This window comes from Granulicella sibirica (assembly GCF_004115155.1).
GTDB classification, from domain to species: Bacteria; Acidobacteriota; Terriglobia; order Terriglobales; family Acidobacteriaceae; genus Edaphobacter; species Edaphobacter sibiricus.
The window spans coordinates 2460166-2472858 of sequence record NZ_RDSM01000001.1 but is presented as its reverse complement, the minus strand read 5'-3'; the positions used below and the strand labels follow the sequence as shown (position 1 = coordinate 2472858).

The window sequence follows — 12693 nt, the reverse complement described above, 5'->3', positions numbered from 1 at the left end:
CTCAACATGCGATAATCAAAGACTGTGCTGACTGCCGTCACTCCATTCCGCGCCCTCGCCTTAGCCCTCGCCCTGAGCACCCTAAGCTGCCACGCACAGGCCCCGAAAGCCACCCTCACTCCCGAACTCACCCGCCGCATTGAAGTCCTCATCCGCTCCAAGTCGAACATCCCACCCGACTACGTCCTCTCCGTCTCCGACCGTCATAAGAGCGAGATCCCCGGCTACGACGAAATCAGCGTCAACTTCGCCGCCGACGGGCAGACCGGCAAGCCCATTACATTCCTCCTCTCCGACGACAACAAAACCCTCGCCCAGTTCAGTCGCTACGACATCAGCCAGGATCCGAAGACCCTGGTCTCCGACACCGGACGGCCCGCGCGCGGAGGCCCGGAAGGCGCGCCTGTCACCATCGTCGGCTTCGACGACCTCGAGTGCCCATATTGCGCGAAAATGCACGCCCAGATCTTTCCTGCCCTGATGGCCCGCTACAAGGACCAGGTTCGAATCGTCTATCTAGACTTCCCTCTTGATCAGCATCCTTGGGCAATCCGAGCTGCCATCGACGCCAACTGCCTTGGAATTCAGAGCACCACGGGCTACTGGAACGCGGTCGATTACATCCACTCCCATGCCGGCGACTTTGGCGGAGCGGATCACAGCCTCGCCAAGGCCAATGATGATCTCGACAAACTCACCAAAGAAGAAGGCGAACGTCAGAAAGTAAACAGCGGCGCGCTTACCGCCTGCGTCGCAAAGCAGGACGGCTCCGCAATCGCCCAGTCCCGCAAGGAAGGTGAGAAGCTCGGTGTTCAGGCCACCCCGGCTCTCTTCATCAATGGAGAACGTCTCGAAGGCGCTCTACCGATCGAATATGTCTATCGCGTCATCGACGCTGCACTGACGGCCGAGGGCAAGACCCCGCCCCCGCCGGTTCCCGTACCCCCAATGCCCGGCGCTTCCAAGACCGGCAACTAAGTACGAGACAAAGGACGACCCGAGTGACTCCCATGCAAGCTCTTCGCATCCCTAGGACGCACGCCCCGATCTTTCTCGGGCTGTCGCTCCTCCCCATCCTTCTGTTCGTCGGCTGCAAGACGGGCCACAACGCAGACGTCGTCGCTACGGTGAACGGCAAAGCCATCATGCAGTCTGACCTCGACAAGACCTACCAGGCCGCTCTTGGAGATCCGCAGCAGCCCGCTCCCACAGGCGATCAGGCCGAGTCTCTCAAGCTCAACGCTATGCGTGAGCTTATTGACGAAGAGATCGTCGAGCAGCGAGCAGCCAAGATGAACCTCACCGCGAGCAACGAGGAGGTAGACGCCAAACTCACCGAGATGAAGGCGCCCTTCACCGAAGAAGTCTTCGCCCAGCGCCTGCGTGACAGCAAGGACACCATCGATGATCTCCGTCGCAAGATCCGCCGCTCCCTGACCATTGAGAGGCTCATCAATAAGGAGATCACCTCCAAGATCACCGTCACCGACAACGATGTGAGCAACTACTACAACCAGCACAAGGCTGAGTTCAATCTGATGGAGACCCAGTACCATCTGGCCCAGATCCAGGTTACCAACCAGCCCTCACAACAGGCAGGCAATCTTCAGGGCTCAAAAGCAAGCAATGATGATGAAGCCAGGAAGAAGATCGAGGCCCTCAAAGCCCGGCTCGACACTGGTGAAGACTTCGGTACCCTCGCCATGAACTTCTCAGAGCGCCCCGAAACCGCCTCCAGCGGCGGCGACATGGGCTTCGTAGGCGATACGAGCATGCACGCCGATCCCAATGCCTACGCTGCCATCACCAAGCTCAAAGCCGGCCAGATCACTGATATCCTTCCCCTCCTCGCCGATCCCCAGACGAAGAAGCCCGCAGGCTATGCCATCTACAAGCTCATCTCCCGCGAACCCGCCGGCCAGCGTGAGCTAAGCGACCCCCGCGTACAGCAGGCTATTCGTGAGCAGCTTCGCCAAGGCCGTTCGCAGCTACTTAAGAACGCCTACTTCGAAATGCTCCGCGACCAAGCCAGGATCGAGAATTTTTACGCCGAGCAAATTTTCAAGAACGACGCTCACTAGGCGCCGTCATGCTCAAGCAAGACGCGCAAACCAATGGATTCTATTCATGATCGATCGCATGGCGAGCAAGGCCCAGTGAGCACAGTCTGATCGACCCAGAACGAGTGACGCTCTCCTTTAGAGAGACGGTCTCGGAGCTCACCCCCGCTGAGGTTCTTTCCGAAAGAATCCGTCATTTGCTCCAAGGGTGTCCTTCATGTCGATCTCTCGGCGGAGGGAGCGCTCTACCAAAAACTTACAAGAGTTGTGGTTCGGCGGAGCTACTTGCCTGGGGGCGCGGCGACCATGACTGCGCTGGGGTCGACCTTGGGGATGCCGAAGTGGCCGCTGAGATGGACGAGATCGAGCGGGCGCAGGAGGCCGGAGACTTCGATCACGTTCATGTTGGTGGGGGCGCGGAGAAGGACGGTGACGTCGTCGATCTCAGCTCCGCGGAAGTGTAGCCAGAGGTCAGTAATGGAAGCGTGAGGCTGAGCGCTGGCCGCGGGGTCTCCGTTGGCATTGACGAGGTGCTTCCAGCCGGCAGCGTTGTAGTTGTGGATGATCGAGGTCATGACCTCAGGGGTGTAGAAGGCAGGATGCTTGTAGCGGTAAGTGTCGACCGTGACGCTGTTGAGGGCGGCGGTGAGGCGGTGTCCATCGACGCCGTTCTGGTCCATGATGCTTTCGGCTATCTGCATCATGGAGCGGTCGAACGTGAAAGAGGCGCGGGTTGCGGGCTGATCGGCGAGGTTGGCGAGGCTTTCCGCCATGCCGGGGGGCTGCTGGGCGACCAGGTGGGCGGACGACAACAGCACGGCGATAAGGAAGGCGAAGGCGGTGGAAACGGTCGTCGTGGTTGTTCTGCTGCTGATGAGCATAGTTCGCATAGGTGATCCCCGCTTACTAGGACACGGGTAAGACCTTAAAAGTTTTGCTCGGGCCGCTGATTCCTTTGGATTTCACCGCCGCTACTGGTCGGCGCGAGGGGCGAAATATCCGGTACGGGCACGGACGACGTAACGCGGATCGATCGCATGAAGATAGATTGTCCGGAAGCTTCCATCGGTCTTGAAGTCGGACGGCTTGTACTCGAGCGAGTACTGGCTGCGCAACTCTTCCTCGATGTTGCGGAAGCCTACGGCGACGTCTTCGATCCGGGCGGGGTAGAAGGCGGTGCCTCCGGTGGCCTCGGCGATGGCTTTGAGAACGTCGTCACCCTTGTCCTTGTTGAGGCTGACATTGGTGGAGATGGCGTAGACGATAGTCTCGGCGCGCTGGCACATCTTGATGGCGTCAGACTCGAGGGCGCGGCTGTAGTTGTCGTCGCCATCGGAGACGAGGACGATGGCCTTGCGGGTCGAGCCCTCTTCGCGGATGGTGAGCATCTCGTCGCGGCAGGTCTTGTAGAGGGCGTCGTAAAGGGCGGTTCCGCCGCCGGGACGGAGCTTGTCGATGCCGACGCCGAGGAGCGCGGGGTTGTTGGTAAAGCCCTGGGCCATGTCGGTCTGAATATCGAAGCCCTCGACGAAGGCGCGGTCGTTGCGATGGAGAACCTGGGTGAAGAACTCACTGGCGGCCTGCTGCTCGAACTGGAAGCGGCGGCGGATGGAGCTGGAGGTGTCGAGCATGACGCCGACGCGCAGGGGCAGGTTGGTCTGCTGGGTAAAGCGGATCACCGACTCGGGGCGTTTGCGGTCGTCGAGGAGGCCAAAATCCTGCTGGCGCAGGTCCTTGATGAAGTGACCGTGCTTATCGGTGACGGTAAAGATGAGATTGACTTCGAGGACGCGGGCCTTAAGGGTTGTGATGGGGCCGTCGGTGCTGGGTTCCTGCGACGCGGGCTGCTGTGGTGCCGGTTGCTGCGGAGCGGGAGCGGCCGGCGCGCGGGCCGGGGTCGTCTGCGGGGCTTGCGCTGAGGCTGAGAAAGCGGCAACGGCGAGGACGACAGAGGCTGCGAGGAAGGGACTGGAACGGCGGAGGTTGCGGAAGGCGGTCACTGGATGATTCTACTCATGGGTGGGATCGTCTGGAGCGGCGGACGGTGGGTCGGAAAGTGCTTCTGAAACCTTTGACTTAGACTTGGCGGGGCTCGTGAGCGGACCGGCCTTCAGGGCTTCGAGAAAGTCTTCGAGTTCTTCCGGCATGGGTGCGTGGGTATCGATGGGCTTGCCGGTCTGCGGATGGGTGAAGGCGAGGTGGGCTGCGTGGAGGAAGTTTCGCTCGAGCGAGAGCGAGGTCTCGTCGGAGCTGGTACCCCCACCGGTGCGGATCATGTGAGGAGCGCCGTAGAGGGTATCGCCGACGATGGGGTGACCAAGAGACTGCATGTGGACGCGAATCTGGTGGGTGCGCCCGGTCTCGATCTTGACCTCGACGAGGGTAAACGGGCCGTAGGGAGTGGAGAAGCGCTCGAGGACCGTCATATGCGAACGGGCCGATCGGCCATCGGCGCGGCGCGTGGTCATGCGGGTGCGGCGGACGAGATCGCGGGCGATTGGGAGTTCGACTGTAACGTGATCCTTGGCCATGCGACCGTGGACGAGGGTGATGTAGGTCTTGTGGACCTGGCGAGCCTGGAACATGTCACCGAGCTTGCGATGGGTGCTGTCGTCCTTGGCGACGACGATGGCTCCGCTGGTCTGCTTGTCGAGGCGATGGACGATGCCGGGGCGCTGGTCGCCGGCGATCTCGGAGAGTTTGTTGAGGTGGAAGAGGATGGCGTTGACGAGGGTTCCGCGGTTACGGGCGTCGTCGGTGGTGCCGGCGCCGGCGTGGACCATCATGCCGGCGGGCTTGTTGATGACGGCGAGGTACTTGTCCTCGAAAAGGATGTCGAGGGGGATGTCCTCGGGGATGGCGTGGAGGGGGGGCGGGACGGGTGCGCCTTCGATCTCGATGGGCTCGCCGCCAGCCAGTTTCATTTTGGGCTTGGCGGTTTTTCCGTCGACGCGGACCTGGCCGGCTTCGATGAGGAGTTGGACGCGGGCGCGGCTGATATCGGGAATGGCCTGGGCGAGGTACTGGTCGAGACGGAGGCCGGCGGCGGCGGGGTCGGCCCGGAAGGAGCGGATGCCGTCTTCGGTATCGGCATCGTCTTCGAGGTCCAGGACGGGAACGGGCGGTGGGAGTTCTGGCTCGACGCCGCGGGAAGCGACATACTCGGCTCGTACGGAGCGATGACGCTGCCCCTTGGGGAGCATGTTTTTAGACGGCATGGGGGGTCGATTCTTGTTCGGCTTCAGGATCGTAGTAGACGGGTGGCTCGTTCTCAGAGATGATCTGCGGAACGAGGATAAGGATACCGAGGAGAATGAGCGCCAGGGCGACCCACTGAATGGGGTCGAGGAGGACGACTCGGGTGGGGTCGGCAGGCTGGGTGAGGAAGTCGAGGAAGAAGGCGATGCCTCCGCCGAGAAAGAGGCCGGTGGCGGCTGGACGACCGGCGAGATAGCCGCGCTGATCCCGGAAAGTGAGAGAGCGGAAGAGGACGATGCTGAGCAGCAGGGCGGCGAGCGCGGTGTAGACCTCGACCGGGTGAATGGGACCGAGGACGGAGTCGTCGATTGCCCAGGGGAGGTTTGTAGGCATGCCCTGGCTGCCGGTGGCAAAGGAACCGAGGCTCACGATGGCCCAGAGGAGCGCGAGGCAGGGCGAGGCGGCGTCGAGGACGCGACCGATGGAGACCTCGCGGCGGCGCAGGAAGAGAACCATGACGAAGCCGGTGAGGATGACGCCCGAGACGGTGATGGAGGGGAGAGTCAAAATGAGGAGGGGGTAGGCGAGGAAGCTTTTGAAGTTGGTCGCGACGAGCAGGAGGCGGGAGATGACGAAGGCGGAGATGGTGGCGGCGATTCCAGCGTCCCACATGGTTTCCGGCTCGATGCCCGCGAGAGGCGCGGTGCGCTGGCTGAGCAGGAGCGCGACAATGAGCCCCACTACAGCGAAGGCGCTGAAGACGGGGATGTGCAGATGACCGAGGTGGAAGAGATTGGCGTGCACTGGGTTGGGTGATACGCGCTTCGTCGTACGCCGCGCCCTTAGAAGATTTGCAAAACCGACCCGCGGGGCCGTGCAGCGAGGCGCTGGTGAACCCGTCCTAAGACGGCGGGACCTCGCCGTGGCTCTTTAGGCATTCCGGACTGGCGGACACTGCGCACCGAGCCATATATACGAGAGAGATCCCTGTTCAATGAGTATTGGTTCAACCAGCGGTATTCCCCGCACCTGCTTTGCAGGCCGGTTTCTAGGTTGGATGCTAACCGGATGGGTCAGGCATTGCAAGTTGACGCAGCCGCTGATTTCTATCCCGCTTTGCGCGTTGGCTCGATGAGTATGTCGTCGAGCATTCCCGCAATGGAACCGGCACGCGAACGCATGGACGTCTGCGACTGCTGCAGGGAGCCGGAAAGCGCCTCATAGCGCTGGCGGAGGGTGGCTAGTTCGTCGGCGATATTTAAGGCGGCGAGGACGGCTACTCTCAGGCTGTCTACGGTGCTGCCGTGGGAGGAGACGGCGCGCATCTTGGCGTCGACTGAGGCTGCAAGGTTCTCAATATAAACGGGATCGGTGCCGCGGAGATGGTAGATCTGGTCGTAGATGTCTACGAGGACGGCGTGGTCTGTCAGCGAGTTTTCGGTGTGTGGCATCCGTTTTCCTGTCGTTTTCGCTGGTTACGATGTGGGCCGTTGTGTGGCTAATGCGGTTTACAGAAGTTCGTCCATCTGGCTGAGCATCTTTTCGACGCGGAGGCGGACTGCCTCACGCTCCTGGTTAAGTGTGGCGACCTTGCCCTGCGCCTCGTTGGCTTCTGCGGTCTGCATGTCGAGGAGCTCGCGGAGTTGGGCGACTTCGGCCTCGGCGGCGGCACGGGCCTCACGCTCGCGCCGAACGATTTCGACCGCGCGGAGGACTTTCTGCTCGAGCGCCTGGAACTCGTCGACGCTGATGTTGGTTTCGCTCATATGTACTGAAGTATAAACAGGCGGATGGTGGAAGATTCGTTTGTAAATAGCACGGAGGGGGTATCTAGTTGAGTTCTTAGCGCCAGTCGTCGCGGGTGGCGGCCTGGTCGATGACGACCTGGTCGAAGGCGTCGGTCTTTTTGATGAGAATGTCGCCTTGCAGGACAGGCTGATGCAGGAGGACAGCCTGGAGGCGGACGAGTTCGAGCATCGCCAGGAACATGCAGATGAGGGCGCGTTCGGAGTGCGTGTTGTGGAGGAGGCGGCGAAGGGAGACGGGCTTCTCTTCCATGACGAGGCGGCGCTTCACGTACTCGATCATCTGCGCGACGGTGACGGATTCTTCGTCGACGTTGAGGACGGGGCGCTTGCGGAGGCGCTCTAGGATCTCCTGGAAGACGCGGACAAGGTCGACGGTGTCGGCGGCGATCTCCTGATCGATGCCGGCGGGGACGCCGGTCTGGCCTTCAGCGAGGGCAAGGTCCTTGGTGAACGCTCGGAGGCCGGGGTTGGACCAGGTGGCCTCCTCGATCTGCTGCTTCTGCATGAGCATCTGGGCGGCGGCTTTGAAACGCTCGTGCTCGAGGAGGCGCTCGACAAGCTCGCGGCGTGGATCTTCGGGATCGGCTCCGAGGATGTCGGATGGGTCACGGGGGAGGAGGGTCTTGCTCTTGATGTGGATGAGGAGCGAGGCCATGTAGATGAAGTCGCCGGCGGCGTCGACATCGGTCTGCTTGAGGTGGTGGGTGTATTCGAGGAACTGGTTGGTGATGCGGGCAATGGGGATGTCGTAGATGTTGATGTTCTGCTTGCGGATGAGGTCGAGGAGGAGGTCCATGGGGCCGTCGTAGACCTGGCCTACCGTGATGGAGAACGGGGACTGGGAGGCTTCCTCCTTGGCCGGGGAGTTGCGCTTGGGCTCGGGGAGGGGAGGCTGGATGGGGCGGGGCTCGAGGGCAAAGGGGGCCGAATGCGGCTCGCCTCTTTGGGTGTCAGCCGTCTCCGGTGCCGGGTTGATGGGATCGAGGGTGTCTTCGGGCATTATGACCTCGGCTGCCTGAGGCCCATGACGGAGCGGACCTGGTACATGGTTTCGGCGGCGCGGGCGCGCGCGCGGATGGCTCCGTCGTGGAAGATGTCCTCGACGAGGCTTGGATTGCGCTCGAAGTGGCGGCGGCGCTCCTGGATGGGGGCGAGGGTTTCAACGACGGCGTCGGTGAGCCAGCCCTTGCACTCGATGCAGCCGATTCCGGCGGAGCGGCAGCCTTCGGCGGCTTTTTGCTGGGTCTCGTCCGTCGAGAAGACTTTGTGGAGGTCGAAGACGGGGCAGACATCGGGATTGCCGGAGTCGGTGCGGTGGACGCGGGCGGGATCGGTGACCATCACCTTTAGCTTGGAGCGGACCTCGGATTCGGGGTCGGAGAGCATGATGGTGTTCTTGTAGCTCTTGGACATCTTGCGGCCGTCGATGCCGGGAAGCTTGGGCGACGGGGTGAGGAGGACTTCCGGCTCGGGCAGGATCGTGTGGGTGCCGTAGGCGCTCTTCAGCTTGGTCTGGGGTGCGGCGGCTATGAGTTCGTGGGGGGAGAAGGTTTCTTTCTTGGGGTCGCCGGAGAGCTTGCGGGCCTTGGTCTTCACCGCTTCCAACTCCCACGGGGCGGCACCTTCAGCCATGGTGAAGCTGCCGGGATAGAGCTGGTTGAAGCGGCGGGCGACCTCGCGGGTGATCTCGACGTGGGCCTCCTGGTCCTTGCCTACGGGAACGTACCTGGGCTGGTAGAGGAGGATGTCGGCGGTCTGGAGGAGGGGGTAGCCGAGGAAGCCGTAGGTGGCGAGGTCCTTTTCCTTGAGCTGCTCCTGTTGGTCCTTGTAGGTGGGGACGCGCTCAAGCCAGGGGACGGGAACGATGTTTCCCAGGAGGAGGTTCAGTTCTGCGTGCGCGGGGACGTCCTGCTGGACAAAGAGAGTGCACAGCTTCGGATCGAGGCCGGCGGCAAGGAAATCAAGGGCGACCTGATCGGTGCTTCCGGCAATTCCTTTGGGGTCGGGGTACTCGGTGGTGAGGGCGTGGAGGTCGGCGATGAAGAAGAAGCAGTTGAACTCGTGCTGGAGCTGGACCCAGTTGTAGAGGGCTCCCATGTAGTTGCCGAGATGGAGGCGTCCGGTGGGGCGCATGCCGGAGAGGACGCGGGGGCGCGGATCGTGTGGGGTTTGGGGGGTGGGGTCGGTCATCTGCTCTTGGTTTAAGGGTACATGAAGGGGTGTGGTCGTAGTTGGGACGGCACAACGGATAACGGCAACGGCAAACGCAGATTCCCTCAGGGAATGACAACCAGAGAGGCAACGGTAACAGCGCGTGGGTTGAGCGGTTTACGTTCCCACCCTAACCGACGATGAAGCTGTCGGTGAGGATGGGGCACCCGATCATTTGTGGGTCGGTTGGAGAAGACGGGCGCTTACAGGGTGTTGAGAACGCCGTTGAAGATGTTGAGCAGTGGGGGGAAGAAGATGCTCATGATGCGGCCACCGAGGAGGAAGAAGATGACGAGGGAGAAGATACCGAGGTTGTCGTAGATCTTCAGGGCTCCAGGTGGGAGATAGTGGCGGAGGACGGTGGCTCCGTCGAGGGGCGGGATGGGGATGAGGTTGAAGACGAACATCGTGAGGTTGATGAAGACGACGTAATACAGGAGGAGGGCGATGGGGAAGAGGGCCGGCAGGACGGAGAGGTCGATGCCTGGGCTCTTGAAGGCGACGAAGATGGCGGCGACTACGGCGAGGGAGCCCCCGGCCATGCTGTGCTTGAGTACGACGAGGAGAAGGAGGGCGGCTATGGCGAGGCCGAGGTTGGAGGCGGGGCCGGCAAGGGCGGTGAGGATGTCGTCGCGGCGATAGTGGCGGAAGTTGCGGGTGGTGACGGGGACCGGCCTGCCCCAGCCGATGGGTGCCCAGCCGTAGAAGAGGCCGATGACGGGGAAGATCACCGAGCCGATGAGGTCGAGCTGCTTGAGGGGGTTGAGGGTGATGCGGCCGAGCATCTTGCCGGTCGCGTCGCCGAGACGCCAGGCGGTGTAGGCGTGGGCGCATTCCTGGACGCAGATGGTGAAGAAGAGTACGACGACTTGGAAGAGGACGAGGGCTACGTCGAGACTCATATCGTTCCAGTCTATCGAGGTTGCGGCTTGCCAAAGGGCTGGGAGCGGTGTTTAACGTGGTGGACGGGATTCGGTGCGCCTGGAGGTTGGGACGGATGATCGCTGGGCGTCGGGCTTTGGGACTGGCCGCTTTGTTGCTGGCGGGGATGGCCGGGGTGCAGGCTTCGCCCGCACAAGCGAAGACTGATGCGATCTCGCGGGGAAACAAGGCTTTTGCGGAAGGGGATTTGCGGGGTGCACTCAGCCTTTATGAGCAGGCGGCCGCAGCCGATACGAAGGCTTACGAGGCGGTAACGCTGGCAGGGGAGACCGAGACGCGGCTGGAAGAGCCGCAGAAGGCGGTTGCCTACTATGCGCGGGCGGTGGCGATCGATCCGAACCGCGAGGCGGCTTATCGGCTCTGGGGCGATGCGCTGATGAAGGCGGCCGACATGAAGGGTGCGGAGGAGAAGTTCGTGGAGGCGATCCTGGCCGAGCCGTATGTGAAGGCTCCGCGGCAGGGGTTGAAGCGGTGGGCGGACGCGAACCATGCGCATTTGTCTGATCCGCCGATTCGTCTGCCAGCGCGAGCGACGGTTGACGCGCAGGGGCAGGTGAGGCCGGCGGTCGATCCGGGAACTGCGAAACGGCCGGCTGCGGAAGCCTGGGCGGCTTATGCTGCTGCCCCTGCGGCGTGGAGTGGGAGAGAGTTTCACCAGCGATATCCGGCGGAGAAGGCGTATCGGGATTCGCTGGCGGAGGAGATGGAGAGTCTGCGTGGGGTGCTGGCGGCAGTGGCGGCAATGCAGAAGGATGGGAGGTTGCCGGACGGGCAGCTTGATCCCACGCTCAGGTCAATGCAAGCGCTCGATAAAGATGGGATGCTCGAAAGCTGCGTGCTGCTCGACCACTGGGATCCGGGGATCGCGCAGGACTACCCGGGGTACCGGGCAGAGCATAAGGACACGCTGCGGGCTTACATGTACAAGTATGTGATTCACCCGGCGCGATAGAGGCTATTCGACGGAGAAGACAGCGTAGACGGTGGCGGAGCGGGTGATCTTCTCGGGCGAGATGGCGAGTGGTTTGAGGGCTTTTGGCATCGGAGCGGCTGCACCTCGGGCCATGGCGCTCATCATCATGACCGGACGGGCCTGGGCCTGGTTGCTGGCGTAGACCAGGGGGCCGAGCTTGATGCCGAGGCCCTGGGCCATGCGTTCGGCCATTTTGTGGGCGTGTTCGAGGGCTTTGGCGGCGGCGTCTCCTTCAACGGCGTCTTCGCTCTTGAGCTTCCACTCGATGTTCCCGCTGTTGTTGGCCCCGGCGAGGACGGCGGCATGGAGGGTTGCGGCGGCGTTTGCGGCAGGGACGGTGACCTGCCAGGACTGGGAGAAGCGGAAGCGGAGGCCTTTGGCGAAGTGGAGTTTGTCGTTTTCGTCGATGGGGGAGAGGTTCTGCTCGCGGCTTTCGATCTGGTCGGGCTGGACTCCGGCGGCTTTAAGGGCGTCGTTGATGGCGTTCGAAGTGCGGGTAGCGTCGGCGTAGGTCTGGGCCTGGTCGGCGCCAAAGGTCTCGAAGCCGACGGTGACAGCGGCGAGGTCGGCTGGGGCGGAGGCCTCGTCGGTGGCGGTGATGGCGATGGTGCGGTTGTCCTTGTTGACCTGGATGGTCTGGGAGAACACGGGCAGAGTGGCGGCGAAAGCGGCTAGCAGGAGGAAGGGCTTCGTGGAGAGGCGCATGGGGGTCTGGCTTTCTGGGATCTTTGGGGATCGGGCCGGGTCAGGCGCGGTCCGGGTCGGGGTTCAGGAGATCGGCGAGGGTCTCTTTATGCTTCGGCTTGGCAGCGGCCTTTTGTTTCGGATCGGGAATGACGCGCTCGGGTGGGGGTGATCCGATGCGCTCGCGAGCGTTCGCTTTGACCGCTTTGACGGTGGAGAAGACGCGCTTTTTTGGTTTGCTCATGGCGTTCCTGGCCGGTTTCGGCGTGTGTAGGACGGAACTGCGAAGCCCTTGGTGATTATGCAATACTCAGCTTCGGATGGGCTTCGGGATTCGAAGGCGCATCTTATCAATACGAGGGGTGAAGGTGAGCCAATCGTCAGCGGGATGTAGGGAAACGAGGTGACGGATGGAAGAACGGGACTTTTTTGATGAAAAATCGGAGATGCGGACACATACGATGACGTGTCCGCACTGCGGGCAGCCGGGTGAATATCAGGTGTCGTGGATTGTGCGGAGGAAGAAGGCGCAACTGCCGCGCGGGGCGGACGAGCGGGATAAAGCCCGGTTCGCCAAGGCGCAGAGCTACATGGTGCGGCGGGACGATCCGATGGGATGCAAGAATATCCGGTGCCGGAAGCGATTCGATGTGGTTGGGCTGCAGTCGGTGGCGTTCTTGTAGATTCGGGAGCGGGGTTCCGTGGATTTCGCGCGAGGACCTCTCTTCCAGTTCCCGAAGTGCCTGGGCTGTGATGTAATAGCGTTGTGAGCGGTCTGTACGAACGCGAGAAGCTTTGACGTACCTGGGAGATTGCT

At 62.2% G+C, this 12693-nt stretch carries 15 protein-coding genes; 4 read left to right on the top strand and 11 right to left on the bottom strand.

Translation table 11 applies throughout. The features are described from left to right. The first annotated feature begins 24 nt into the window (after window positions 1-24). Both GRAN_RS10305 and GRAN_RS10300 read left to right on the top strand, forming a co-directional pair. Window positions 25-978: a DsbA family protein gene (locus GRAN_RS10305; protein ID WP_128912780.1), complete on the top strand. Its 954-nt coding sequence runs from the start codon at window positions 25-27 to the stop codon at window positions 976-978. 32 nt (window positions 979-1010) lie between these two features. Further along, on the top strand, window positions 1011-2081 hold the full coding sequence (locus tag GRAN_RS10300) for a SurA N-terminal domain-containing protein (RefSeq protein WP_128912779.1): 1071 nt from the start codon (window positions 1011-1013) through the stop codon (window positions 2079-2081). Window positions 2082-2341: 260 nt separating this feature from the next. Here GRAN_RS10300 and GRAN_RS10295 read toward each other — a convergent pair whose 3' ends face one another. From GRAN_RS10295 to GRAN_RS10250, 9 genes are all read right to left on the bottom strand, one after another. Then, complete coding sequence (locus GRAN_RS10295) at window positions 2342-2950, bottom strand: hypothetical protein (protein ID WP_241654451.1); 609 nt, start codon at window positions 2948-2950, stop codon at window positions 2342-2344. A gap of 81 nt (window positions 2951-3031) precedes the next feature. Beyond that, on the bottom strand, window positions 3032-4060 hold the full coding sequence (locus tag GRAN_RS10290; protein WP_128912778.1) for a VWA domain-containing protein: 1029 nt from the start codon (window positions 4058-4060) through the stop codon (window positions 3032-3034). Window positions 4061-4069: 9 nt separating this feature from the next. Then, complete coding sequence (locus tag GRAN_RS10285; RefSeq protein ID WP_128912777.1) at window positions 4070-5278, bottom strand: RluA family pseudouridine synthase; 1209 nt, start codon at window positions 5276-5278, stop codon at window positions 4070-4072. Further along, window positions 5268-6062: a prolipoprotein diacylglyceryl transferase gene (locus GRAN_RS10280; protein ID WP_128912776.1), complete on the bottom strand. Its 795-nt coding sequence runs from the start codon at window positions 6060-6062 to the stop codon at window positions 5268-5270. Before GRAN_RS10280 ends, GRAN_RS10285 begins: the two co-directional genes overlap by 11 nt. A gap of 302 nt (window positions 6063-6364) precedes the next feature. After that, window positions 6365-6709, bottom strand: coding sequence for a cell division protein ZapA (locus GRAN_RS10270; protein WP_128912775.1), 345 nt, complete (start codon window positions 6707-6709; stop codon window positions 6365-6367). Between the two features lie 57 nt (window positions 6710-6766). After that, on the bottom strand, window positions 6767-7024 hold the full coding sequence (locus GRAN_RS10265; protein ID WP_128912774.1) for a hypothetical protein: 258 nt from the start codon (window positions 7022-7024) through the stop codon (window positions 6767-6769). A gap of 76 nt (window positions 7025-7100) precedes the next feature. Beyond that, entirely contained in the window at window positions 7101-8066 is a 966-nt protein-coding gene (locus GRAN_RS10260) for a segregation and condensation protein A (RefSeq protein ID WP_128912773.1), read from the bottom strand. Continuing rightward, complete coding sequence (gene trpS, locus GRAN_RS10255) at window positions 8066-9256, bottom strand: tryptophan--tRNA ligase (protein WP_128912772.1); 1191 nt, start codon at window positions 9254-9256, stop codon at window positions 8066-8068. The genes GRAN_RS10260 and trpS overlap by 1 nt, the downstream gene beginning before the upstream one ends. 224 nt (window positions 9257-9480) lie before the next feature. After that, on the bottom strand, window positions 9481-10179 hold the full coding sequence (locus GRAN_RS10250) for a site-2 protease family protein (RefSeq protein WP_128912771.1): 699 nt from the start codon (window positions 10177-10179) through the stop codon (window positions 9481-9483). Window positions 10180-10274: 95 nt separating this feature from the next. Here GRAN_RS10250 and GRAN_RS10245 point away from each other — a divergent pair, with 95 nt between their 5' ends. Then, window positions 10275-11171: a hypothetical protein gene (locus GRAN_RS10245; RefSeq protein WP_128912770.1), complete on the top strand. Its 897-nt coding sequence runs from the start codon at window positions 10275-10277 to the stop codon at window positions 11169-11171. A gap of 3 nt (window positions 11172-11174) precedes the next feature. Here the strand turns inward: GRAN_RS10245 and GRAN_RS10240 are convergent, their stop codons facing one another. Beyond that, window positions 11175-11897, bottom strand: a complete 723-nt coding sequence (locus tag GRAN_RS10240) for an SIMPL domain-containing protein (protein ID WP_128912769.1) — start codon at window positions 11895-11897, stop codon at window positions 11175-11177. Window positions 11898-11937: 40 nt separating this feature from the next. Then, window positions 11938-12120, bottom strand: coding sequence for a hypothetical protein (locus tag GRAN_RS10235; RefSeq protein ID WP_128912768.1), 183 nt, complete (start codon window positions 12118-12120; stop codon window positions 11938-11940). Window positions 12121-12286: 166 nt separating this feature from the next. On the opposite strand from GRAN_RS10235, the gene GRAN_RS10230 reads away from it, so the two are divergent. Beyond that, a complete protein-coding gene (locus GRAN_RS10230; protein WP_128912767.1) occupies window positions 12287-12559 on the top strand; it encodes a hypothetical protein in 273 nt (90 codons plus the stop codon). The last annotated feature ends 134 nt before the right edge of the window (window positions 12560-12693 follow it).